This window comes from Vogesella facilis (genome assembly GCF_042648525.1).
GTDB classification, from domain to species: domain Bacteria; phylum Pseudomonadota; class Gammaproteobacteria; order Burkholderiales; family Chromobacteriaceae; genus Vogesella; species Vogesella facilis.
Genome location: NZ_JBHRXN010000036.1, coordinates 59,214 through 81,520, shown reverse-complemented (window position 1 = coordinate 81,520; position 22,307 = coordinate 59,214). Strand labels below are relative to the sequence as shown.

The following is a 22,307-nucleotide window of genomic DNA, read 5'->3' as shown; positions in this document are numbered from 1 at the left end:
TGGCATCCACGACAGCGCAACAGCAAAGGAGCTCACGATGACACTGCGTCTTGGCGATATCGCCCCCGATTTCCAACAGCACTCCAGCGAGGGCGACATCTCGTTCCATGCCTGGCTGGGTAACAGCTGGGGCGTGCTGTTTTCGCACCCGGCGGACTTCACCCCGGTGTGCACCACCGAGCTGGGGCTGACCGCCAAGCTCAAGGATGACTTTGCCCGCCGCAATGCGAAGGTGATCGCGCTGTCGGTGGATCCGGTGGCTGCGCACCTGGAGTGGATCCAGGACATCAACGACACCCAGCACACCACGGTGAACTTCCCGATCCTCGCCGATGCCGATCGCAAGGTGTCCGAGCTGTACGACCTGATCCACCCCAACGCCAGCAGCACCCATACCGTGCGCTCGGTGTTCGTGATCGACCCGGCGAAGAAGATTCGCCTGATCATTACCTATCCGGCCAGCACCGGCCGCAATTTCAACGAGCTGCTGCGGGTGATCGACTCGCTGCAGCTCACCGACCAGCACAGCGTGGCCACGCCGGGCAACTGGCAGCAGGGCGACGAGGTGGTGATCGTGCCGTCGCTGCAGGACGAGGCGCTGATCCGCCAGAAATTCCCGCACGGCTACCGCGCGCTGAAACCGTACCTGCGCCTGACGCCGCAGCCGGGCTGAGTCGGCTGCCATTTCTCTCTCCGCTCTCTGTATTGGGGGTTTTCTACCGGGCCGTGGGCCCGGTTTTTTTTTGTCGCGCCGGCGCTGGCGGGTGGCGGAATCCGTTGTCGCGGCGCAACAGCCGCCGCACCGGCGCGATGCGGCCAACATGCCCGCCCGGCGCGGCATGCAGCCGGCTGACCGCCGCTGGCATTTTCCGCCGGCAGCATGAAAGTGCGGCGGTATCAAGAAATGTCGAATGATTATCCGGCTGTTTGTGCTACACCGAAAAAGACCCGCCTCGCCTTGACGCGATCCATAGTGAGTTGCCCAAACCATGCAGCGATCGGCCGCCATGCAATACGAAGGCTTCGCCTTCCTCGCTACCTCTGCCCCTTCGGCCAAACAACAGCGCCTGATGCTGGCGGTGATTGTGCTTTCCGCCGTGCTGTTTGCCGTGCTGGTGCCGTTTGCCAAGCAGCCGCAGGCCAAGGTGTGGGCGTTCATCCCGGCCTACCAGTCGGCGCTGGTGGTGAACGACGTGATCACCGCGGTACTGCTGTTCGGCCAGTTCTACATCCTGCGCTCGCTGGCGCTGCTGGTGCTGGCCACCGGCTACCTGTTTACCGCCTGCATGGCGGTGGTGCATGCGCTGAGCTTTCCCGGCCTGTTCGCCGCCGGCGGGTTGCTGGGCGCCGGGCCGCAGACCACGGCCTGGCTGTACATGTTCTGGCATGGCGGCTTTCCGTTGCTGGTGATGCTCTACAGCCTGCTGCAGCGTGAGCGGGCGGAGCTGCCGGCGCAGTGGTCCCCCGGCTATGTGATCGCGCTGTGCTGCATGTTGGCCGCAGCGGCTACCCTGGCGCTGCTGCTGGTGACCACGCTGGGCCACCCGTATCTGCCGCCCATCATGCAGGGCAGCCGCTACACGCAGGTGATGCGCGGGGTGGTGTCCAGCGTGTGGGGGCTCAGCCTGCTGGCATTCGTGCTGCTGCTACGCCGGCGGCGGCGCACCATGCTGGATCTGTGGCTGACGGTGGTGATGTTTGCCTGGCTGTGCGATATCGCGCTGTCCGCGGTGGTGAACGGCGGCCGCTTCGACCTGGGGTTCTACGCCGGTCGCATCTACGGGCTGCTGGCGGCCAGCTTCGTGCTGATCGTGCTGCTGCTGGAAAACGGCCTGCTGTATACCCGACTGGCGCAGAGCGCGGCGGCGCTGCGCGAGGCCAAGCGCGAGGCCGAGGACGCCACCCGCGCCAAATCCCTGTTCCTGGCCAATATGAGCCACGAGATTCGCACGCCGATGAACGCCATCATCGGCATGTCCTACCTGGCGCTGAAAACCGAGCTGAGCCAGCGCCAGCGCGACTATGTCGCCAAGATCCACAATGCCGGCACCTCGCTGCTGGGCATCATCAACGACATTCTGGACTTCTCCAAGGTGGAGGCCGACCGCATCGAGCTGGAAACGGTGAGCTTCCGGCTGGACGAGGTGCTGGAGAACGTGTCGTCGCTGGTGGGGCAGAAGGCGACGGACAAGGGGCTGGAGCTGCTGTTCGAATGTGGCAACGAGGTACCGCAGAACCTGGTGGGCGACCCGCTGCGCCTGGGCCAGGTGCTGACCAATCTGGTGGGCAACGCGATCAAGTTTACCGAGCAGGGCCAGGTGGCGGTGAACATCCAGTTGCTGGAGCGGGTGGGCGACAAGCTCAAGCTGCGCATCAGCGTGACGGATACCGGCATCGGCATGGATGATGCGCAGCAGGCCAGGCTGTTCCAGGCCTTCAGCCAGGCCGATGGCTCCACCACGCGCAAGTACGGCGGTACCGGCCTGGGGCTCGCGATTGCCCGCCGGCTGGTGGAGCTGATGGGCGGCACGATCCAGGTGGAGTCGGCGCCCGGCGGCGGCAGCTGTTTCCTGTTCAGCGCCTGGCTGGGGGCCTCCGCCGCGGTCGAGACGCGCGGCAAGGCGCTGCCGGAGATTGCGCACGGGCTACGCGTGCTGGTGATCGACGACAACGCCTCGGCGCGCGACATCCTGTCCGAGCAGCTGCGCGGCCTGGGCTTCGCCGTCAGCACCTGCGCCTCCGGGCGCGAGGCGCTGGACATCTATCGCCAGGCCAGCATGGATCACCCGTTCGACATCGTGTTCGTGGACTGGATGATGCCGGTGATGAACGGCGTCGAGACCGCCAGCCGCATCCGCGCGCTGAACGGCGCCAAGATCATCATGGTCACCGCCTTTGGCCGTGACGACGTGCGAGCCGAGGCGGAGGCCGTCGGCGTGGAGGCCTTCCTGGTCAAGCCGGTGAGCCAGTCGTCGCTGCTGGACGTGATGCTGGGGCTGTTCGGCGGCCGCCGTGACAGCGACGCGATGCGGCAGCTGCTGGCCTTGCCCAGACTGGACGGGGTGCGCGTGCTGCTGGCCGAAGACAACAAGATCAACCAGCAGCTGACGGTGGAGCTGCTGCAGGTGGCCGGCGCTGTGGTCGAGGTGGTGGACAACGGCCGCGATGCGGTGATCCGCCTGGCGGAGCAGGCGGCGGACCACTACCAGCTGGTGCTGATGGACGTGCAGATGCCGGTGCTGGACGGCATCGAGGCCACCCGGCTGATTCGCGGCGACCCGCGCTTGCTGGAGCTACCCATCATCGCGCTGACCGCGGATATCCAGGCTACCGAGTACGAAAGCTGCCTGGCTGCCGGCATGGTCGATCGCATCCTCAAGCCGGTGGACCCGCACCTGATGTTCGACACCCTGCTGCGCTGGGTGCAGGCAGGGCAGGCGACGCCGGCCCTGCCGCCGGCTACGGCGCCTGCCGCCGTGGCGGCAGAGGCGCCGCCGGTGGCGCTGCTCAGCCAGAGTGCCGGCCTGGCCAGCGTGGCCGGCAACCGCAGCTTGTACCTGCACCTGTTGCGTCAGTTCGTGGCGGAGGAGAGCGATGCGGCCAACCGGGTTGCCAGCGCGCTGTTGGCCGCCGACTACGAGACGGCAGTGCGGGTGGTGCACAGTCTCAAGGGCCTGGCCGGCACCCTGGGCTTTTTGCGGCTGCAGGCGGTGGCGGCCAGTCTGCAGCGGGCCATCGTCGAGCGCGAGGCGCACCAGCAGCTGCTGGCGGATTTCGACCAGCAGATGCAGCGCGTGGTGTCGCTGCTGAAAGATGCGCTGGCGCAGGAGGAAAGCGCCAGCGACCGGCTGCCGGACGATGCCGCGGTGCTGCTGCGCGAGCTGGCTGGCTTGCTGGCGGCCAGCGACGGCGATGCGCTGGGCTTCTTTCTGGAACATGCCGACAGCCTGCGCACGGTGCTGCCGGCCGCCAGCTATGCCGGCTTCGACAAGGCGATGCGGCAGTTTGATTTTCCCGCCGCGCGCGACTGGCTGGAGCAGGCGGCGGCAGAGGCCGGCATCCGCTGGCAGGAGGACACGACATGATCGATGCCCAGATGCTGCCGCAACGGCAGTGCGTGTTGATTGTCGACGACACGCCGGAAAACCTGACCCTGCTGTACGGCCTGCTGAAAGACCGCTACCGCGTGCTGGTGGCCAACAGCGGCGAGCGGGCGCTGCAGCTGCTGGCCGGCGACCCGTTGCCGGACCTGGTGCTGCTGGACGTGATGATGCCGGGCATCGGCGGCTTTGCCGTGTGCCGGCAGCTGAAGCGCGAGTCGCGCACCGCCAGAATCCCGGTGATCTTCCTTACCGCCATGGGCGAGCACGAGGACGAGCAGGCCGGCTTCGACGCCGGCGCGGTCGACTACATCGTCAAGCCGATCTCGCCGCCCATCGTGCTGACCCGGGTGAACACCCATATGCAGCTGAAGGCGGCGGCGGACTTTCTGGAAGACCAGGCGGCGTTTCTGCGCCGCGAGGTGGAAATCCGCACCCGGGAAGTGCAGGTGATCCAGGATGTCACCATCATGGCGCTGGCGTCGCTGGCCGAGACCCGCGACCACGAGACCGGCAACCATATCCGCCGCACGCAGAACTACGTGCGGGCGCTGGCCCGCCAGCTGCAGTCCCATCCGCGCTTTGTCAGCGCGCTGGACGACGACACCATCGACATGCTGTACAAGTCGGCGCCGCTGCACGACATCGGCAAGGTGGGGATTCCGGATGCCATCCTGCTCAAGCCGGGTAAGCTGACGCCGGAAGAGTTCGAGATCATGAAGACCCACACCACGCTGGGACGCGATGCCATCACCACGGCGGAAAAGCTGCTGGACGCGCCCAGCAGCTTTCTGCGTCTGGCGCGCGAAATCGCCAACTATCACCAGGAAAAATGGGATGGCAGCGGCTACCCGGAAGGGCTGTCCGGCGACGCCATTCCGGTGTCGGCACGACTGATGGCGGTGGCCGATGTCTACGACGCGCTGATCTCGCGCCGGGTATACAAGCCGCCGTTTCCGCACGAGCAGGCGGTGGAAATCATCCGTGCCGGGCGTGGCCGGCACTTCGACCCGGACATGGTGGATGCCTTCGAGGCCATTGCCGAGGAATTCCGCGCCATCGCCCGGCGCTACGCCGACGAATAAGCGGCAAAACGCAGCGCCCGCCTGCCGCGGCGGACGCAGCGCCGCGCTTACGGCGCCGGGTTGGGCTGCGCCTGATGAATGGCCTCGATGGCGGCCAGGGTGTCGGCATCCAGCGTCAGCGCGGCGCTGGCGATGTTTTCTTCCAGCTGCGCCAGCGTGGTGGCGCCGATGATGTTGCTGGTGACGAAGGGCCGGCTGTTGACATAGGCCAGCGCCAGCTGCGCCGGCGACAGGCCGCGCTCGCGCGCCAGCGCCACGTAGCGCGCGGTGGCGGCTTCCGCCTGCGGGTTGGTGTAGCGGGTGAAGCGGTCGAACAGCGTCAGCCGCGCGCCTGCCGGCTGGGCGCCGTCCAGGTACTTGCCGGACAGCACGCCGAAGGCCAGCGGCGAATAGGCCAGCAGGCCCACCTGCTCGCGGTGGCTGAATTCGGCCAGCCCCACCTCAAAGCTACGATTCAGCAGGCTGTACGGGTTCTGGGTGCTGTGTACCCGCGGCAGGCCGTGGCGCTCGGCCAGCGCCAGGAACTGTGCCAGCCCCCACGGCGTTTCGTTGGAGACGCCGATGGCGCGCACCTTGCCGGCGGCGACGAAGTCCTGCAGCACGCGCAGGGTTTCCTCGATGGCGACGCTGCCCGGCGCATCGTCCTGCCACGGGTAGCCCAGCTGGCCGAAGTAGTTGGTGCTGCGATCCGGCCAGTGCAGCTGGTACAGGTCGACGTAGTCGGTCTGCAGCCGGCGCAGGCTGTCGTGCAGCGCCTGGGTGAGGTTGGCGCGGTCGAAGTGCACCTTGCCGTCGCGGATGTGGCCGGGGCGCTTGGGGTCGTTGCTCGGCCCGGCCGCCTTGGTGGCCAGCACGATGCGCTCGCGCCGGCCGCCCTTGGCCAGCCAGCTGCCGATATGGCTTTCGGTGCGGCCCTGGGTTTCCGCCTTGGGCGGTACCGGGTACATCTCGGCGGTGTCGATCAGGTTGATGCCGCGCTCCAGCGCCAGATCCAGCTGGCTGTGGGCGTCGGCTTCGCTGTTCTGTTCGCCCCAGGTCATGGTGCCCAGCGAGATCAGGCTGACATTGATGCCGCTGCGGCCGAGTGGTCGGAATTCCATTGATTGCATCCTTGGCTAACAAGTGGGTGGGCGCGGGCGGGCCGCTGCATGTGTGCTGTCTATATGGTGCCGGCATGGCCGGAAGGCAACATGATAAGCCGCGGTAGGTACATCACTAAAAGTAATAAAAAAATCAATTTATATCGTTTTTGGTTTTTTGTAACGGCGCCTAGACTGGCGTTCGCTCCCCCCAACCGGGGCGGAGCCGTAGCCGCCGTTGACAGAAAAATATCATGATAGAAGTAAGCGATCTGACCAAACATTACCCGCACGCCGGCCGCGCCGTGGCCGCGCTGGACGGTGTCAACCTGCGCATCGGCCAGGGGGAAATCTACGGCATCATCGGCCGCTCCGGCGCCGGCAAGAGCACGCTGATCCGCTGCCTCAACCTGCTGGAGCGCCCGGATCGCGGCAGCGTACGGCTGGGCGACGAGGAGCTGACCGCGCTGGGCGAACGCGCGCTGCAGCAGCGCCGCCGGCGCATCGGCATGGTGTTCCAGCACTTCAACCTGCTGCGTTCGCGCAGCGTTGCGGCCAACGTGCGTTTTCCGCTGGAGCTGGCCGGCGACCTGAGCGCGGCGCAGATGGATGCGCGGGTGGACGAGCTGCTGGCGCTGGTGGGGCTGCAGGATCACCGGCACAAGCGCCCGGCGCAGCTATCCGGCGGGCAGAAGCAGCGGGTGGGTATTGCCCGCGCGCTGGCCAACCAGCCGGAGGTGCTGCTGTGCGACGAGGCCACCTCGGCGCTGGACCCGGAAACCACCGACGCCATCCTGGTGCTGCTGGCCGACATCAACCGCCAGCTGGGGTTGACCATCGTGCTGATTACCCACGACATGCGGGTGATCCGCCAGCTGTGCGACAGCGTGGCGGTACTGGATCACGGCCGCGTGGTGGAGCAGGGCAAGGTGCTCGATGTCTTTCTGCAGCCGCAGCACGCCGTCACCCAGAGCCTGCTGGCGGAAACCGGCCTCGGGCAGGCGGCCTTGCTGGGGCAGTGGCGCGAGCGCATCGCCATGCCGCTGCTGAAGCTGAGCTTTGTCGGCGCGCCGGCACTGCAGCCGGTGCTGGACAAGGTTGGCCGCACGGCCGGGCTGCGGCTGAACCTGCTGTCCGGCACGCTGGCGGAAATCAAGCACACGCCGTTCGGCCTGCTGCTGGCCGCGGTGGTGGCCAGTGATGTCGAGCTGCCGGCGCTGCCGGCCATTTTTGCCCGCGAGGGCGTGCGTTGCGAGGTGCTGTGATGGCGGACATCGACTGGAACCTGCTGTGGCAGCTGGACTGGGCGGAAATCGCAGACGCCACGCTGGATACGCTCACCATGCTGGGGGTATCGCTGCTGTTCACCGTGCTGCTGGGGCTGCCGCTGGGCGTGCTGCTGTACCTCAGCGCGCCGGGCCAGCTGCGGCCGCGGCCACGGCTGTACGCGCTGCTGTCGTTGCTGGTGAACGTGCTGCGCTCGCTGCCGTTCGTGATCCTGCTGATCGTGCTGATGCCGCTCACCCTGCTGCTGGTGGGCACCTCCATCGGCGTGGCCGGCGCCATCGTGCCGCTGGTGGTGGGCGCGGTGCCGTTCTTCGGCCGGCTGGTGGAGAACGTGCTGCGCGAGGTGGACCGCGGCGTGATCGAGGCCAGCCAGTCCATGGGCGCGCGCCTGCCGCAGATCATCGTCAAGGTGCTGCTGCCGGAGGCGCTGCCGGGGCTGATCGGCGCCATGACCGTCACCGGCGTGGCGCTGGTGGGCTACACCGCCATGTCCGGCGTCATCGGCGGCGGCGGGCTGGGCGATCTGGCGGTGCGCTACGGCTACCAGCGCTTCCAGAGCGAGGTGATGCTTGTCACCGTGGCCTTGCTGCTGCTGTTGGTGCAACTGCTGCAATCCGCCGGCGACCGCCTGCTGCGGCGCTGTCGTCTGGACTGAATCTCTCCCGCTGCATCCCTTTCATCCGTACGCCCGCATGCCCTGGCCAATCCGGCCCAGGCAGGGGCAAGACTTGCTCTCAAAAAAGGAAAAAACCATGACCCGACTCAACCAAATCGCCATCGCCTTCGCCCTGGCCGGCTTCACCTTTGCCGCCCAGGCCGAGAACGTCAAACTCACCGTCGCCGCCTCGCCGGTGCCGCATGCCGAGCTGCTGGAGGCGCTGAAACCGGCCCTCGCCAAGCAGGGCGTGGATCTGGAGGTGAAGGTGTTCAACGACTACGTGCTGCCCAACACCCAGGTGGAGGAAAAGCAGCTGGACGCCAACTTCTTCCAGCACATTCCCTACCTGAACAAGTTCAACAAGGATCGCGGCACCCACCTGGTGGTGGCCAGCAAGCCGGTGCACATCGAGCCGTTTGCTGCCTACTCGCTGAAGGTGAAGAAAGTGGCCCAGCTGCAAGACGGCGCCACGGTGGCGATTCCCAACGACCCGACCAACGCCGGCCGCGCGCTGCTGCTGCTGGATCAGGGCGGGGTGATCAAGCTGAAGGACCGCAGCAATATCTACCCGACGCTGAAAGACATTGCGGCCAACCCCAAGCACCTGAAGATCAAGGAACTGGAAGCCGCCACCCTGCCGCGGGTACTGAATCAGGTGGATCTGGCGCTGATCAACGCCAACTACGCGCTGGAAGCCAAGCTGAACCCGAAGAAGGACGGCCTGTTTACCGAAACCACCTCGCCGTACGCCAACCTGCTGGTGGCGCGGCCGGATAACAAGGACAGCGCGGCGGTGAAGAAGCTGGCGGCGGCGCTGAACAGCCCGGAAGCGCGCAAGTTCATCGAGAGCAAATATCAGGGCGCGGTAGTGCCGGCGTTCTGATCGCGTTGCCCGGCGGGGCTGGATGATCGCTACCGTGCTGGCGGCGATGCCGGTTGCGCCTGCTGGCACGTGTCACGCCCCCGCCATGTCGGCGGGGGTTCTTGCCTGTTGCCGCTGCCGCAAGCAGGTAGCTGAGGCAGCGGACTCAGGTCAAAGCCGCCGCTAGTTGGCCGCACCGTTCTCGTTACCAGCGTGCCCTCCCGTCCCTGGCCACGGCTGGCGGCTTGTTACGGCTAGAACAGACTGTGCTGCGGCCAACTATGGCGCGCTGCAGCAATGGGGAGTAGGCTGGCTGCCCCCTGCCTGCCCATACCTTAGTCATGAATTTTCATAGCGACTCTCCTTCTTCCCTGCGCCATTGCAAGCCGTTCTGGCGCTTCTGGCTGGCACGCCTGCTGCTGACCGGCGGTTTCCAGATCATGGGCGTGGCCATCGGCTGGCAGGTGTACAGCCTCACCGGCAGCACGCTGGACCTGGGACTGGTCGGGCTGCTGCAGTTCCTGCCGCGCATCCTGCTGGTGCTGGTCACCGGCACCGTGGCCGACCGCTACCCGCGCCAGCGCATCGTGGCCATCAGCATGGCGGCGCAGGCCACGGCGGCGCTGTTGCTGCTGTTGGGCAGCGTCGGCATCGGCCCCGCGGTTGGCCGCGAGCTGCTGTTCGCGGTGTCGGTGCTGATCGGTATCTGCCGCGCCTTCGACATGCCCACCATGCAGTCGCTGCTGCCCAATATCGTGCCGCCGGCGCTGTTGCCATCGGCGGTGGCGGCGGCGGCTTCGGCCAACGAGGTGGCCACCATCGTGGCGCCGGCGCTGGGCGGCCTGCTGTTCGCGCTGGGCGCACCGTTTACCTACGGCCTGGATGCGCTGATGTTCGGCAGCGGCGCGCTGCTGGTGCTGGGGCTGGCGGCGCCGCGCCAGCAGGCGGCCGCCGGCCGCGTGACGCTGGATTCGCTGCTGGCCGGGGTGCGTTTCATCCGCAGCCGGCCGGACATCTTCGGTGCCATCTCGCTGGACCTGTTCGCGGTGCTGCTGGGTGGCGCCACCGCCTTGCTGCCGGTGTTCGCCGCCGACATCCTGCACACCGGGCCGTGGGGCCTGGGTCTGCTGCGTGCCGCGCCGGCGGTGGGCGCGCTGGCGATGTCGGCCTGGCTGCTGCGCAACCCGGTGGAGCGCAAGGTTGGCCGCACCATGTTCGCCGCGGTGGCGGTGTTCGGCCTTGCCACCATGGGCTTCGGCCTGTCCAGCCACTTCGGCCTGTCGCTGCTGGCGCTGGTGGTGCTGGGCGCCTCCGACATCATCAGCGTGGTGATTCGCGGTACCTTCGTGCAACTGGAAACGCCGGACGAGATGCGCGGCCGGGTGAACGCGGTCAACTCGCTGTTCATCGGCGCCTCCAACCAGCTGGGCGAATTCGAATCCGGCGTCACCGCCACCTTGCTGGGCACGGTGCCGGCGGTGGTGGTGGGCGGTGCCGGCACCCTGCTGGTGGTGGGACTGTGGATGCGCTGGTTCCCGTCGCTGGCGCAGCGCGATCATATGCTGGAGCAGAAACATGGCTGAACTCGACCCGACGGTGGCCGCCTGGCTGGCCAAGGTGAATGCGGCGCAGGCCGAGCGCCAGGCCGCCGGCTGGGTGAACACGCCGATCGGCGCCCGCGAGGCGCTGGCCGGGCTGATCGCCGCCATGCTGCCGCCCGGCCCGGCGCTGCCGTGGGTGAACGAGGCGCTGGTGGAAGGCGGCGACAGCCCGGTGCCGCTGCGCATCTATCACCCGGCGCCGGACGAGGCGCGGCCGGTGCTGGTGTACTGCCACGGCGGCGGCCACATGGCCGGCAGCGTCAGCAGCTACGACCCGGTCTGCCGCAGGTTGGCCGCATGCAGCGGCCACATCGTGGTGGCGGTGGAATACCGGCTGGCGCCGGAAAACCCGTACCCAGCGGCGCTGGACGACGTGGCGCTGGTGCTGCGCCGGCTGTGGTCGATGCTGGACGCGGCCGGGGTGCGCTACCGGCGCGAGCGCGCGCTGGGCGGTGATTCCGGCGGCGCGGCGCTGGCCGCCACCCTGGCGCAGCGCGGCCAGCATGATGCTGAGCTGGCCTGCGATCGACTGCTGCTGATCTACCCCAGCGTGGACTACACCCTGACGCAGCCGTCCATCCAGCGCCTGGGGCAGGGCTATCTGCTGGAGGCGGAGCGCATCGCCTGGTATTTCGCACATTACTTCCGTCGTGGCGGCGACCGCGTGGCGGCCTCGCCGCTCTATGGCACGGTGACAGCGGCGCATCCGCCGACGCTGCTGCTCACCGCCGGCTTCGACCCGCTGCTGGACGAGGGTGCAGCCTATGCCCACAAGCTGGCCGCCGCCGGCGTGGCGGTGGACTACCACTGCGAGCCAGCGCAGATCCACGCCTTCCTGCTGCTGGAAGCGCTGCTGCCGGCGGTGTGTGCGGCCAACTACCGGCGCATCGCCGAGTTTTTGCAGCGCTAGTTGGCCGCATGGCTGCCACTCCCTGTCTCAACGGCCGGGGGTGCTCAAGTTCCCGCCCTCCGGTTCGATAAAGCGGCATCAACAAGAACAAGGGGTGTCCGCGATGTCCTTCGCTATCCTGATTTTTCTGCTGACGCTGCTGGCGGGCGTAGTGTTGTTCATTACCGATGCCGGCGAGGCGGACTACTCCGAGTGAAGCGCCGCGCGGCCGACCAGCCGACTTGAGCGCCGGCGCAAGATGAAAACGGCCTGGCTCCTGCTACACAGGGGCCAGGCCGTTTGTCATGTTGGCCTCAGGCGGTTTGCGCGGCGGGTGCGGGGGCCGGTTTGCGCTGGCTCAGGCTCACCCCAGCCAGGATCAGGCCGCCGCCCACCCAATGGTAGGGGTGGATGGTTTCGCCCAGCATCGCGCTGGCCATCAGCGCGGTGAACAGCGGCAGCAGGTTCATGAAGATGGCGGTGCGTTCGCTGCCGATGCGCTGGATGCTGAGCATCCACAGGTAGGCGGCGATCACCGAGGAGCCGATGCCGGCCACCAGCAGCACCGGCACTCCGGCCAGCGGAATCGCCAGGCTGTCGGCGGTGGCGGCCAGCGGCAGCAGCATCAGCACCGCCAGCAGCACCTGGGCGTACAGGTTCAGCCACTGCCCCAGCGGCGGCGCCCAGCGACGGTACAGCAGGCCGTACAGCGCATAGGCGGCGGAGCCCAGCACGATCATGGCATCGCCCGGATTGACGCCGTGCTGCAGCAGGAACAGCGGGTTGCCGGCACCCATCAGGTAGCACACGCCAGCCAGTGACAGCAGCACGCCGGCGGCGGCCGCGGCGCTGATCGGCTGGCGGAAGAACGCCGCCCCCAGCAGCAGCCCCAGCAGCGGAATCACCGCGGTGAACACCCCCATATTGGTGGCGGTGGTGAGGTGGGCGGCGTAGTAGGCCAGGCTCTGCGTGGCCACCATGCCCAGCAGTGCCAGCACCGCCAGCTGCGGCAGGTGGCGGCGCAGCTGCGCGCGTGCGCGCCACAGCGGGCGGGCGAACAGCGGGGTCATGACGATGCAGGCCAGCAGCCAGCGGTACAGCGAGATTGCCGCCGGGTCGAACACGGCGGCAGCGGCCTTGGACGCCACGGTATTGGCCGACCAGATCAGTACGGCCAGCAGGGGAAACAGGGTAGCCATCACGGCCTCCAGCAATTGCACTGCCGACAGTGTAAGGCTGTCTGTTTAGTGACATATAATGCAAACCAGACAAAACAATGCCGGACTTCCGACAAGCGAAAGCCTGCCATGCCCGAACTGCCGTTCAGCGCCGTGGATTTGTCCCTGCCGCCGCCGGCGCCGCTGACCTTCCGTTACGAAAAATACCCGGCCGATACCGAGTTCGACTGGCACCGCCACCCGTGGGGCCAGCTCAACCGCATCAGCCTGGGGCTGCTGGAACTGCAGCTGCCGCAGCGCACGTTGGCCGCACCGGCGGAATACCTGGTGTGGATTCCGCCGGAGCTGCCGCATGCGGCGCACATCCGCCAGTCGCTGGATTACGTGTCGGTGTACGTGGCCGCGGCCCAGGCCGCCACCTTGCCATCCCAGCCCTGCCTGATCGCGCAGACGCCGCTGATCCGCGCCTTGCTGGATGACTTCTGCCAGCGCGGCGTTACCCGCCTGCAGGACGAATGGGATGTCAGCCAGGCACAGCTGCTGCTGCAGCGCCTGCGCCAGGCGGGCAGTGTGGACGACTACCTGCCGGACAGCGACGACCGCCTGCTGCGGCCCATCCTGCTGGCGATGCGGGCGCAGCCTGGCGACGACACCACGCTGGCGGCATGGGCGCGGCGGGTGCACAGCACCGAGCGCACGCTGGCGCGGCGCTTTCAGCAACTGCTGGGCATGAACTTCGTGCAATGGCGCAGCCGGCTGCGGCTGCTGCAGGCGCTGGCGTGGCTGAAGCAGGGGCGGACGGTCAGCGACATCGCCGCCGGGCTGGGCTATGCCACGCCGTCCGCCTTCATCGCCATGTTCGTCAAGCAGACCGGCATCACCCCGGAGCGCTACCGCCGCCAGTTGCTGGCGGAGGCGCCCCTCAACTGACAGGATGCATGCAATGAAATACTGGATCGCGGCGGCGCTGGGTCTGCTGGCCTTGCCGGCAGCGGCGTCGCCGAGCAGCATCAGCTGCCGCGTGGTGGCGGTATTGGATGGCGATACCCTCAAGTGCCTGGCCGACTGGCGCGAAATCACCGTACGGCTGGGGCAGATCGACGCCCCTGAAAAGGCGCAGGCGTACGGCCAACGTGCCAAGTACGCGCTGGCGGCCCGCGTCTTCGGCCGCAACGTGACCCTGGAGCGGCAGGAGCAGGACAAGTACGGGCGCCTGGTGGCGCGGGTGCTGCTGGACGGCATGGATATCAACCAGCAGCAGCTGCGGGACGGCTGGGCCTGGGTGTACCGCCAGTACGCCAAGGACGCCGCCTACTATGGCGCCGAGCGCGAGGCGCGCGTTGCCAGTGCCGGCCTGTGGGCGGATGCCAGGCCGATTCCGCCGTGGGAGTGGCGCCGTGGTGCCAGGGTTGGCCGCACGCCGCCGGCGCTGCCGGATGCCCCGGCGACCGTGCCGGGTGCCGCGCCGGCGGCGGCGAACTGGAGTTGTGGCAGCAAGCAGCGCTGCAGCCAGATGCAGAGTTGCGACGAGGCACGCTACTACCTGCAGGTGTGCGGTGTGGCGCGGCTGGATGCCAACAAGGATGGCGAACCATGCGAGGCGCTGTGCCGCTAGCGCGGCTTGGCCTGCGCTGAAGCGTTGCCTGTTGAGCCGCAGCGCGCGGCATGGCGGGCCGGCATCTTGTTGGTTCGCTGCGTTGGCGCCGGCAGGCGGCGCTGGCGGTGTGTGTGATGCACTGCAGAGGAAGGTGCGTGCAATGACGGCAATAAAAAAAGCCCACCAGCTGGTGGGCTTTTTTTGTGGGGCAGCACGGCCGGCGCTTGGCGATGCTTTGCCGCGGCGACGCTGTCCGGCTATTTACGCGTCCGGCACGTTCATCGAGTTGATGCTGAAGCCAGCGTCAACGTAGGTGATTTCACCGGTGATGCCGGAAGACAGGTCCGACAGCAGGAAGGCGGCGGTGTTGCCCACTTCCTCGGTGGTGACGTTGCGGCGCAGGCAGGACTGGCCGGCAGCGATGCTCAGCAGTTTGCCGAAGCCGGAGATGCCGGCGGCCGCCAGGGTCTTGATCGGGCCGGCGGAAATGCCGTTCACGCGGATGCCGTCCTTGCCCAGGCTGGCGGCCATGAAGCGTACCGAGGCCTCCAGGCTGGCCTTGGCCAGGCCCATCACGTTGTAGTTCGGGATCGCCCGTACCGCGCCCAGGTAGGACAGGGTCAGCAGCGCTGCATTGCGGCCTTCCATCATCGGGCGTGCGGCCTTGGCCAGCGCCGGGAAGCTGTAGGCGGACACATCATGTGCGGTCTGGAACGCTTCGCGGGACAGGGCGTCGAGGAAGTCGCCTTCCAGCGATTCGCGCGGGGCGAAGGCAATGGCATGCACCAGGCCGTCCAGGCCGTCCCAGGACTTGCCCAGGTCGACGAACAGCTGGTTGATTTCTTCGTCGTTCTGCACGTCGCAGCGGAATACCTGGCTGCTGCCGAAGTCGGCGGCCATTTCGCGCACGCGGTCTTCCAGCTTGTCGACAACATAGGTGAACGCCAGTTCGGCGCCTTCACGGTGACAGGCTTGTGCGATGCCGTAGGCAATGGAACGATTGGAAATCATCCCGGTGATCAGAATCTTTTTGCCTTGCAGGAAACCCATATTGAATCCTCTTCAATCCGATTTAGCGCGGCATTATAACCAGCAATTGTCGGACAGTCTTGTTTCTCTGTGTTGGCGGCCAATAGACGCACCGGGATGAGGGTTGCCGCCCATGGGGTGAGTTGTTAACATCGCCAATCATTAAATAATCGACATCCCATCGAGAGGACTACTCCATGAGCAGCGAGCTGATTCTGCACGTAACCGACGATTCCTTTGAGCAGGACGTTCTGAAAGCAGAAGGTCCGGTACTGGTGGATTACTGGGCTGAGTGGTGCGGTCCGTGCAAGATGATCGCCCCGATCCTGGACGATGTGGCCAAGGAATACCAGGGTCGCCTGACCATCGCCAAGCTGAACATCGACCAGAACGAAGCCACCCCGCCGAAGTTCGGCATCCGCGGCATTCCGACCCTGATGCTGTTCAAGAACGGCGAAGTGGCCGCCACCAAGGTGGGCGCACTGTCCAAGACCCAGCTGATCGAATTCCTGAACGCGCAGCTGTAAGCGGCGGCGTTGTGGCCCGGCAGCGGCGGTGACGGGTCACAGGCAGGCATCTGGCATTGACAGCTGCCTGCGGTTCCACTATCTTCACGATAGTCCTTACGAGCGGCTCTGGCCGCTCGATTCATATGCAGCATCCCTTCACGTATTTTCCCGAACGGCGCCCGCGCCGCACACTGTGACACAAACGTCCGACACCGCACACACTATGCATCTCTCTGATCTTAAGCGTACGCATGTCAGCGAACTCGTCGAGATGGCCATTGCCAACGAGATCGATGCCGCCAGCCGCTTGCGCAAGCAGGACCTGATCTTTGCGCTTCTGAAAAACCAGGCCAAAAAAGGCGAAAGCATTTACGGCGAAGGTACGCTGGAAGTGCTGCCGGACGGTTTCGGTTTCCTGCGCAGCCCGGATTCGTCGTACCTGGCCGGGCCGGATGACATCTATGTCAGCCCGTCGCAGATCCGCCGCTTCAACCTGCACACCGGCGACACCATCGAGGGCGAGATCCGCACCCCGAAAGAGGGCGAGCGCTACTTCGCGCTGGTGAAGGTGGACAAGGTCAACGGTGGCCCGCCGGAGCAGGCCAAGAACAAGATCCTGTTCGAGAACCTGACGCCGCTGTTCCCGACCGAGCGCCTGAACCTGGAGCGCGACATCCGCGGCGAGGAAAACATCACCAGCCGCCTGATCGACCTGATCGCGCCGATCGGCAAGGGTCAGCGCGGCCTGCTGGTGGCACCGCCGAAGTCCGGCAAGACCGTGATGCTCAAGCACATCGCCCACGCCATCACCAGCAATCATCCGGAAGTGGAGATGATCGTGCTGCTGATCGACGAACGCCCGGAAGAGGTGACCGATATGCAGCGTTCGGTGAAGGGCGAAGTGGTGTCCTCCACCTTCGACGAACCGGCTACCCGCCACGTGCAGGTTGCCGAGATGGTGATCGAGAAGGCCAAGCGCCTGGTGGAACACAAGAAGGACGTGGTGATCCTGCTGGACTCCATCACCCGCCTGGCCCGCGCCTACAACACCGTGATCCCGGCTTCCGGCAAGGTGCTGACCGGTGGCGTGGACGCCAACGCGCTGCAGCGCCCGAAGCGTTTCTTCGGCGCCGCCCGTAATATCGAAGAAGGTGGCTCGCTGACCATCATCGCTACCGCGCTGGTGGATACCGGCTCGCGCATGGACGATGTGATCTACGAGGAATTCAAGGGTACCGGCAACATGGAAATCCACCTCGACCGCCGCATGGCGGAAAAGCGGATCTTCCCGGCCATCAATATCAATCGTTCCAGTACCCGCCGCGAAGAGCTGCTGATTCCGCAGGAACAGCTGCAGCGCATCTGGGTGCTGCGCAAGCTGCTGTACCCGATGGACGACCTGGAAGCGATGGAGTTCATGCTCGACAAGCTGCGGGCAACCAAGTCCAACCTGGCGTTCTTCGATTCGATGCGCCGCTAAGGCTTTACGGTTACCGTTCCAGACGCCAGGCCATCCGGTCTGGCGTTTGTTTTTTCAGGAGGGCGGGCATGGATCCCGTATGGCGTTTCTTGCTGGATTTCGACGGGTACGCCGCCATCGGCACGGTGGCGTTCGCCATCTCCGGCTACCTGCTGGGGGTGCGCAAGCACCTGGACCTGCTGGGCATCATCATCGTCACGCTGCTGACGGCGATCGGCGGCGGCATCATCCGCGACGTACTGGTTGGCCGCATGCCGCAGGTGTTCCTGGGTAATACCAGCCTGGTGATCATCACCGGTGCCATGCTGTTTGCGCTGGCGGCGCGGCTGCACAAGCGCGAATACGAGGTGCTGACGCGGCTGTTCATCATCGCCGACTCCATCGGCCTGGTGGCGTTCAGCCTGGCTGGTGCCAAACTGGGAGTGGAGTACCACATCAATGCCTTTGGCGTGATCCTGCTGGGTTTCGTCACCGCGGTGGGCGGCGGCATCGTGCGCGACATGATGGTGAACGAGGTGCCGTTCATCCTGCACAAGGACTTCTACGGCACGGTGTCCATCCTGGTGGCGACGGTGCTGTATGTGCTGGCCGAGCTGGGCTGGGATCACCTGATTGCGGTGCAGCTGGTGTTTGCCTGCGGCGTGGCGCTGCGCCTGCTGGCGCACTGGAGCGAACTGACGCTGCCCAAGATCGCCAGTCGCAGCAAGGGTTAACGGACATGGACATGGCACAAGACGCAGACAGGATGGCGCAGTGGCTGGCCGGCTTCGCCGGGCTGGCGGTGGCCGACGAAGAAGGGCTGGGCCAGCGCCAGCCGCCGGCCAAGGCCGCGGCGGTGCTGGTAGCGCTGCACTGGCAGGCCGGCGCCTGGCAGATCCTGCTGACGCGGCGCACATCGCACCTGCGCAGCCATGCCGGGCAGATCAGCTTTCCCGGCGGCCGCATCGAGCCGGAAGACGGCAGCGCCGAGGTCGCCGCGCTGCGCGAAGCGGAAGAAGAGGTTGGCCTGCCGCCGGCGCTGGTGCGGGTGGTAACCGCGCTGCCGCATTACGACACGGTGACCGGCTACCGCGTGACGCCGGTGCTGGCGCTGCTGACCGCGCCATTCGAACCGAGGCCGTCGCCGCAGGAGGTGGCCGAGGTGTTCTCGCTGCCGCTGGCGCTGGCGCTGAACGAAGCTGCCTACGAGCGCCACCCGTACGTGCGCGATGGCGTCGCCGGCCACTACTACGCGCTGCGCTACGGCGACTACTTTATCTGGGGCGCCACCGCCGCCATGCTGCGGCGCCTGGCGCGGCATCATGCGGCCAACCTTTGAGTGGGCGACCGGGTCGATACCGCATCGCTACAGTCCGGGCCTGACGGCGGCGTGAAGACCGCGTGCCGGTTCGGGAGGCATGGCGGCGGCAGCGAGCTGCAGCAGCCGGCGTGAGCCATCGTGCGCCGTCTGCCGGAGCCGCCCACGTTGGCCGCACTCGGCTGCGGCCAAGGTGTGGCAGGGCAGATGGCGATGCGCCGCCACCTGCCGCGGTGCTGGCTGCTTACGCCAGCAGCTTGCGCTCGCTCTTGCCGTATTTCAGCGATTTCTCGTCCGGCAGCATCAGCCCGGTCTGCTCGTCGCGCCCCTGCAGGATGAAGCGCGGCTTGGCGGTGCCCAGCTGGGCGGCCGCCAGCTGGCTGTTGGCGCCGATCTCGCCTTTCTTCAGCCGGTTGACGATCAGCCCCAGCGCGGTGTCGCGGAAATCGCGCAGCATCCAGGCATCGCCATCGCTGTCGCCGGCCACCAGCACCGGGCCGTAGCCCTTCTGTGCCACCAGCACGTTCTGGATGCCGACCGTCTTGCCCGGCCCCCAGTTGAAATGCCAGCCGGGCTGGTAGTCGGCGCTGTACTTGCCGTCCTGCATCGCCAGCCGCAGCCCGATCACGTTCTCCGGCGGCACGCCGTAGCCGTAGCTGGGGTGGCCGGCGAACACGCGCACCACGTCGTCGATGGAGGCAGTGCTGACGTAGACATCGATGCCGTTGGCGCGCAGCGTCTGCATCAGCGCGCGGACTTCCTCGTGGATGCGGATGCCGTGGAAATGGCTGGCCACCACCACACCGGTCTTGCCCGGCAGGCTTGCCGGACTCTGGTACTTCACCTTGCGCAGCGCGTCGCCAAGGTCGTAGTTGTTCGACGCCTCGGCCATCGCCTGCAGCTCGGCGCGGCTCATGTTCTTGTAGAAATAGATGATCCACTTGTAGCCGATTTCCAGCGGCTGGCTGTCACAGATGGCGTCGTACATGAAGTACAGCTTGGCGCGGAAATCCTTGAACTGGTCGCTGGCCTGGATCTCCTCCAGGCTCTTGCTGCCGGCCAGGCCCTGGTAGTTGGCGTGCAGCCAGCGGTAGTCGGCTTCCACGTCGGCGGCCAGGTCTTCCATGCTCACCGGCTTACCGTCCACCGTGGTGTAGTCCTTGATGAACTGGCCCTTGGGCACATCCTTCCACATTACCGCCACGAACTCGTCCGGCGTCAGCTTGTACTGCAGATGGTTGATCTGGTACATCAGCAGCGCTTCTTCGCAGTCGTTCATGATGCAGGTGTTGTCCCAGTCGAACACCGCGTACGGGCGCTTGTCGGCGCGGTAGCCTGCGCTTTGCACGCCGTAGTCGTCGATCACCGCCTGGATGCGGCGGGCGTTGAGCGGCGACCAGCGGCCCGGGTCGAGCAAGGTTGGCCGCGTGCCGGCGGACTGGGCATTGGCGCGGCCAGCGGTAAACAACAGCGGGCTGGTGGCGGAGACGGCGGCAAGGGCATTCAGAAACTGGCGACGCTGCATGGCATTCCTCTCTGAGTGAAAGCGGCCGTCCGGCGGACGGCACGCTGGCATCACCGGCGTGGCCGGCAATGTGCGGCATCCTCCGCCAGCCGTGGGCGCCTTGGGCGCGGCAGATGGCGGGCAGGGGTGGTGTGCTGATGCTAGGTATAAAAACACAAAAACGCAAATTTACACAAAAAAACACAAAATCGACCGCCGGCCAGCCGGCAGGCGCCCATCGTGCTTGACAGCGGCGGCGGCCATTTCACAATGCAGGCTCGGCATTCAATTCAATTGCAGGAAGCAGCATGTGGCAGCAAGAGCGTTACCAGCGCATCCGCGCACTGTTATCCACCTTGCAGCGGGTCAGCACCGAGCGGCTGATGGTGGAGCTTGATGTCTCGCGCGAAACCGTGCGCCGCGACCTGGCGGCGCTGGAAGCGCTGGGCGTGTTAAAGCGCATTCACGGCGGCGCCATCCGCGTGGAAGACGAGGCGCCGATTGCCGAGCGCGCGCACAGCAATGTCCGCTTCAAGCGCGAGCTGGCCGGCGCCGCCACCGGCCTGCTGGCGCGCGGGCAAACGCTGTTTGTCGACGCTGGCACCACCACCGCGATTCTGGCCGAGGAGCTGGCGCGGCTGGGCGGCCTGACGGTGATCACCAATTCCTTCGAGGTGGCGCTGACACTGCGTGGCGCGGGCGACGGCGGCGCGGGTAACGAGATCATCGTGCTGGGCGGCAGCATCGGGGAGCGGGCGCCGGCCACGGTGGGGCCGGGCACGGTGGCGGAAATCGGCCGCTACCGCGCCGATCTGGCACTGATTTCGCCCACCGGCATCGATGCCCGCCGCGGCGCATGCAACTACGACCACCGCGAGACGGAAGTGGCGCGCGCAATGGTAGAGCACGCCGGGCAGGTGGTGATCCTGGCCGACTACAGCAAGATCGGCATCGAGAGCCGGGTCAGCTTCTGCCCGCCGCCGCGCATCGACGTGCTGATTACCAACCACAAGGCGCGGGAGCTGCCGGCGCTGGCCGAGCTGGAAGCGCAGGTCGGCCGGCTGCTGTTGGTGTAGTCGCCGGCCTGCTCGCTGTGGCAGCTGGCCGCCATTGGCGGGCGGCAAAATGACAACACCCCGCGGTGGCGGGGTGTTGTGCATTGGCTGGCTGCTGCCGGAGCCGGCGGCTGCGGCCAACGTTTAGCCGGCAAAGCGCATCGACAGATCCACCGCCCGCACGTCCTTGGTGAGCTTGCCGATGGAGATGCGGTCGACGCCGGTGTCGGCGATGGCGCGCACGCTGGCCAGCTCCACGCCGCCGGAGGCTTCCAGCTGGGCGCGGCCGGCGCTCAGGCGCACCGCCTCGCGCATGTCGGCCAGCGACATATTGTCCAGCAGCAGCAGCGTGCAGCCGGCGGCCAGTGCCTCCTGCAGCTCGGCTAGGTTTTCCACTTCCACCTGCAGGCTGACGCCGGCCGGCACCAGCGCGCGGGCGTTGGCCAGCGCGGCGGTGATGCTGCCGGCGGCCATGATGTGGTTTTCCTTGATCAGCACACCGTCGTACAGGCCGATGCGCTGGTTCAGGCCGCCGCCGACGGTGACCGCGTACTTCTGCGCCAGGCGCATGCCCGGCAGCGTCTTGCGGGTGTCGAGGATGCGGGCGCGGGTGCCGGCGATGGCATCCACGTAGCGGCGGGTTTCCGTGGCCACCGCCGACAGCGTCTGCAGCATGTTCAGCGCGGTGCGCTCGGCGGTGAGCAGCGCGCGCGCCGGGCCGCTGATCTCGCACAGGCACTGGTTGGCGCCGACCCGCTCGCCCTCGGCCACCTGCCAGCGCACCTGGCAACGCGCATCCACCTGGCGGAAGGCCTCGTCGAACCAGGCGATGCCGCAGATCACCGCATCCTCGCGGGCGATGACGCGGGCGCTGCCCTGGCTGTCGGCGGCGATCAGCAGCGCGGTCCAGTCCTGCTGGCCGATGTCTTCGGCCAGCGCGTCGCTGACCAGGCGGGAGATGTGGTGGAAGGCGGGAAGCGTGGGCATGAATCGATCATCCTGAACGTAAGGTTGGCCGCATTTTACCGCGATTGCCGCGCCGCCGCGCCTGCTGGCTGGCCGGTGGCGCTGTTATCATGCCGCAGGCGGCGGGTGGC

Annotated in this window: 20 protein-coding genes and 1 pseudogene; 16 read left to right on the top strand and 5 right to left on the bottom strand. The window is 66.7% G+C overall.

Annotated elements, in window-relative coordinates:
* Positions 1-37 precede the first annotated feature (37 nt).
* The 3 genes from ACFOLG_RS15690 (at position 38) to ACFOLG_RS15680 (ending at position 5,185) form a co-directional block, all read left to right on the top strand.
* A complete protein-coding gene (locus ACFOLG_RS15690; protein WP_386093507.1) occupies positions 38-673 on the top strand; it encodes a peroxiredoxin in 636 nt (211 codons plus the stop codon).
* Between the two features lie 334 nt (positions 674-1,007).
* A complete protein-coding gene (locus ACFOLG_RS15685) occupies positions 1,008-4,085 on the top strand; it encodes a response regulator (RefSeq protein ID WP_386093505.1) in 3,078 nt (1,025 codons plus the stop codon).
* The gene (locus ACFOLG_RS15680; RefSeq protein ID WP_386093503.1) at positions 4,082-5,185 is read left to right on the top strand and encodes an HD-GYP domain-containing protein; all 1,104 of its coding nucleotides are present in this window, start codon (positions 4,082-4,084) and stop codon (positions 5,183-5,185) included. The genes ACFOLG_RS15685 and ACFOLG_RS15680 overlap by 4 nt, the downstream gene beginning before the upstream one ends.
* A 47-nt stretch (positions 5,186-5,232) precedes the next feature.
* Here ACFOLG_RS15680 and ACFOLG_RS15675 read toward each other — a convergent pair whose 3' ends face one another.
* Positions 5,233-6,285 carry an NADP(H)-dependent aldo-keto reductase gene (locus ACFOLG_RS15675; protein WP_386093502.1) on the bottom strand — a complete coding sequence of 351 codons (1,053 nt, stop codon included), beginning with the start codon at positions 6,283-6,285 and terminating at the stop codon, positions 5,233-5,235.
* A gap of 233 nt (positions 6,286-6,518) precedes the next feature.
* Here ACFOLG_RS15675 and ACFOLG_RS15670 point away from each other — a divergent pair.
* The 6 genes and pseudogenes from ACFOLG_RS15670 to ACFOLG_RS15650 all read left to right on the top strand — a co-directional run.
* Positions 6,519-7,250, top strand: a pseudogene (locus tag ACFOLG_RS15670) (methionine ABC transporter ATP-binding protein); the annotation flags it as partial.
* A gap of 51 nt (positions 7,251-7,301) precedes the next feature.
* The gene (locus tag ACFOLG_RS18110; protein WP_449369295.1) at positions 7,302-7,529 is read left to right on the top strand and encodes an NIL domain-containing protein; all 228 of its coding nucleotides are present in this window, start codon (positions 7,302-7,304) and stop codon (positions 7,527-7,529) included.
* On the top strand, positions 7,529-8,206 hold the full coding sequence (locus tag ACFOLG_RS15665; RefSeq protein ID WP_386093498.1) for a methionine ABC transporter permease: 678 nt from the start codon (positions 7,529-7,531) through the stop codon (positions 8,204-8,206). Before ACFOLG_RS18110 ends, ACFOLG_RS15665 begins: the two co-directional genes overlap by 1 nt.
* A gap of 97 nt (positions 8,207-8,303) precedes the next feature.
* The gene (locus ACFOLG_RS15660) at positions 8,304-9,092 is read left to right on the top strand and encodes a MetQ/NlpA family ABC transporter substrate-binding protein (RefSeq protein WP_386093496.1); all 789 of its coding nucleotides are present in this window, start codon (positions 8,304-8,306) and stop codon (positions 9,090-9,092) included.
* A 320-nt stretch (positions 9,093-9,412) separates the two neighbouring features.
* The gene (locus ACFOLG_RS15655) at positions 9,413-10,654 is read left to right on the top strand and encodes an MFS transporter (protein WP_386093494.1); all 1,242 of its coding nucleotides are present in this window, start codon (positions 9,413-9,415) and stop codon (positions 10,652-10,654) included.
* The gene (locus ACFOLG_RS15650; RefSeq protein ID WP_386093492.1) at positions 10,647-11,582 is read left to right on the top strand and encodes an alpha/beta hydrolase fold domain-containing protein; all 936 of its coding nucleotides are present in this window, start codon (positions 10,647-10,649) and stop codon (positions 11,580-11,582) included. The genes ACFOLG_RS15655 and ACFOLG_RS15650 overlap by 8 nt, the downstream gene beginning before the upstream one ends.
* 293 nt (positions 11,583-11,875) lie before the next feature.
* On the opposite strand, the gene ACFOLG_RS15645 is transcribed toward ACFOLG_RS15650, so the two are convergent.
* Positions 11,876-12,760: a DMT family transporter gene (locus tag ACFOLG_RS15645; RefSeq protein ID WP_386093490.1), complete on the bottom strand. Its 885-nt coding sequence runs from the start codon at positions 12,758-12,760 to the stop codon at positions 11,876-11,878.
* A gap of 108 nt (positions 12,761-12,868) precedes the next feature.
* Between ACFOLG_RS15645 and ACFOLG_RS15640 the strand changes: the two genes are divergently transcribed.
* Positions 12,869-13,669, top strand: a complete 801-nt coding sequence (locus ACFOLG_RS15640) for an AraC family transcriptional regulator (protein WP_386093488.1) — start codon at positions 12,869-12,871, stop codon at positions 13,667-13,669.
* Between the two features lie 13 nt (positions 13,670-13,682).
* Positions 13,683-14,354 (top strand): thermonuclease family protein, encoded by a 672-nt coding sequence (locus ACFOLG_RS15635; protein WP_386093486.1) that lies wholly within the window; start codon positions 13,683-13,685, stop codon positions 14,352-14,354.
* Positions 14,355-14,597: 243 nt separating this feature from the next.
* Here the strand turns inward: ACFOLG_RS15635 and fabI are convergent, their stop codons facing one another.
* On the bottom strand, positions 14,598-15,386 hold the full coding sequence (gene fabI, locus ACFOLG_RS15630; protein WP_386093484.1) for an enoyl-ACP reductase FabI: 789 nt from the start codon (positions 15,384-15,386) through the stop codon (positions 14,598-14,600).
* Between the two features lie 176 nt (positions 15,387-15,562).
* On the opposite strand from fabI, the gene trxA reads away from it, so the two are divergent.
* The 4 genes from trxA (at position 15,563) to ACFOLG_RS15610 (ending at position 18,672) form a co-directional block, all read left to right on the top strand.
* The gene (gene trxA / locus ACFOLG_RS15625) at positions 15,563-15,892 is read left to right on the top strand and encodes a thioredoxin TrxA (protein ID WP_349583372.1); all 330 of its coding nucleotides are present in this window, start codon (positions 15,563-15,565) and stop codon (positions 15,890-15,892) included.
* Between the two features lie 205 nt (positions 15,893-16,097).
* On the top strand, positions 16,098-17,354 hold the full coding sequence (rho, locus tag ACFOLG_RS15620; protein ID WP_386093482.1) for a transcription termination factor Rho: 1,257 nt from the start codon (positions 16,098-16,100) through the stop codon (positions 17,352-17,354).
* 68 nt (positions 17,355-17,422) lie between these two features.
* Positions 17,423-18,067, top strand: a complete 645-nt coding sequence (locus ACFOLG_RS15615; RefSeq protein ID WP_386093480.1) for a trimeric intracellular cation channel family protein — start codon at positions 17,423-17,425, stop codon at positions 18,065-18,067.
* A gap of 11 nt (positions 18,068-18,078) precedes the next feature.
* Complete coding sequence (locus ACFOLG_RS15610) at positions 18,079-18,672, top strand: CoA pyrophosphatase (protein WP_386093478.1); 594 nt, start codon at positions 18,079-18,081, stop codon at positions 18,670-18,672.
* Between the two features lie 223 nt (positions 18,673-18,895).
* On the opposite strand, the gene ACFOLG_RS15605 is transcribed toward ACFOLG_RS15610, so the two are convergent.
* Complete coding sequence (locus tag ACFOLG_RS15605; protein ID WP_386093476.1) at positions 18,896-20,176, bottom strand: haloacid dehalogenase-like hydrolase; 1,281 nt, start codon at positions 20,174-20,176, stop codon at positions 18,896-18,898.
* A 287-nt stretch (positions 20,177-20,463) separates the two neighbouring features.
* On the opposite strand from ACFOLG_RS15605, the gene ACFOLG_RS15600 reads away from it, so the two are divergent.
* Positions 20,464-21,231 (top strand): DeoR/GlpR family DNA-binding transcription regulator, encoded by a 768-nt coding sequence (locus tag ACFOLG_RS15600; RefSeq protein WP_386093474.1) that lies wholly within the window; start codon positions 20,464-20,466, stop codon positions 21,229-21,231.
* A 123-nt stretch (positions 21,232-21,354) separates the two neighbouring features.
* Here the strand turns inward: ACFOLG_RS15600 and nadC are convergent, their stop codons facing one another.
* The gene (nadC, locus tag ACFOLG_RS15595) at positions 21,355-22,197 is read right to left on the bottom strand and encodes a carboxylating nicotinate-nucleotide diphosphorylase (protein ID WP_386093472.1); all 843 of its coding nucleotides are present in this window, start codon (positions 22,195-22,197) and stop codon (positions 21,355-21,357) included.
* Positions 22,198-22,307 lie beyond the last annotated feature (110 nt).

Excerpts from the sequence above, each read along its gene's own strand:
- ACFOLG_RS15690 (WP_386093507.1), top strand. The coding sequence starts at position 38 with ATGACACTGCGTCTTGGCGATATCGCCCCCGATTTCCAACAGCACTCC.
- ACFOLG_RS15685 (WP_386093505.1), top strand. The coding sequence starts at position 1,008 with ATGCAATACGAAGGCTTCGCCTTCCTCGCTACCTCTGCCCCTTCGGCC.
- ACFOLG_RS15680 (WP_386093503.1), top strand. The coding sequence starts at position 4,082 with ATGATCGATGCCCAGATGCTGCCGCAACGGCAGTGCGTGTTGATTGTC.
- ACFOLG_RS15675 (WP_386093502.1), bottom strand. The coding sequence starts at position 6,285 with ATGGAATTCCGACCACTCGGCCGCAGCGGCATCAATGTCAGCCTGATC.
- ACFOLG_RS18110 (WP_449369295.1), top strand. The coding sequence starts at position 7,302 with ATGCCGCTGCTGAAGCTGAGCTTTGTCGGCGCGCCGGCACTGCAGCCG.
- ACFOLG_RS15665 (WP_386093498.1), top strand. The coding sequence starts at position 7,529 with ATGGCGGACATCGACTGGAACCTGCTGTGGCAGCTGGACTGGGCGGAA.
- ACFOLG_RS15660 (WP_386093496.1), top strand. The coding sequence starts at position 8,304 with ATGACCCGACTCAACCAAATCGCCATCGCCTTCGCCCTGGCCGGCTTC.
- ACFOLG_RS15655 (WP_386093494.1), top strand. The coding sequence starts at position 9,413 with ATGAATTTTCATAGCGACTCTCCTTCTTCCCTGCGCCATTGCAAGCCG.
- ACFOLG_RS15650 (WP_386093492.1), top strand. The coding sequence starts at position 10,647 with ATGGCTGAACTCGACCCGACGGTGGCCGCCTGGCTGGCCAAGGTGAAT.
- ACFOLG_RS15645 (WP_386093490.1), bottom strand. The coding sequence starts at position 12,760 with ATGGCTACCCTGTTTCCCCTGCTGGCCGTACTGATCTGGTCGGCCAAT.
- ACFOLG_RS15640 (WP_386093488.1), top strand. The coding sequence starts at position 12,869 with ATGCCCGAACTGCCGTTCAGCGCCGTGGATTTGTCCCTGCCGCCGCCG.
- ACFOLG_RS15635 (WP_386093486.1), top strand. The coding sequence starts at position 13,683 with ATGAAATACTGGATCGCGGCGGCGCTGGGTCTGCTGGCCTTGCCGGCA.
- fabI (WP_386093484.1), bottom strand. The coding sequence starts at position 15,386 with ATGGGTTTCCTGCAAGGCAAAAAGATTCTGATCACCGGGATGATTTCC.
- trxA (WP_349583372.1), top strand. The coding sequence starts at position 15,563 with ATGAGCAGCGAGCTGATTCTGCACGTAACCGACGATTCCTTTGAGCAG.
- rho (WP_386093482.1), top strand. The coding sequence starts at position 16,098 with ATGCATCTCTCTGATCTTAAGCGTACGCATGTCAGCGAACTCGTCGAG.
- ACFOLG_RS15615 (WP_386093480.1), top strand. The coding sequence starts at position 17,423 with ATGGATCCCGTATGGCGTTTCTTGCTGGATTTCGACGGGTACGCCGCC.
- ACFOLG_RS15610 (WP_386093478.1), top strand. The coding sequence starts at position 18,079 with ATGGCACAAGACGCAGACAGGATGGCGCAGTGGCTGGCCGGCTTCGCC.
- ACFOLG_RS15605 (WP_386093476.1), bottom strand. The coding sequence starts at position 20,176 with ATGCAGCGTCGCCAGTTTCTGAATGCCCTTGCCGCCGTCTCCGCCACC.
- ACFOLG_RS15600 (WP_386093474.1), top strand. The coding sequence starts at position 20,464 with ATGTGGCAGCAAGAGCGTTACCAGCGCATCCGCGCACTGTTATCCACC.
- nadC (WP_386093472.1), bottom strand. The coding sequence starts at position 22,197 with ATGCCCACGCTTCCCGCCTTCCACCACATCTCCCGCCTGGTCAGCGAC.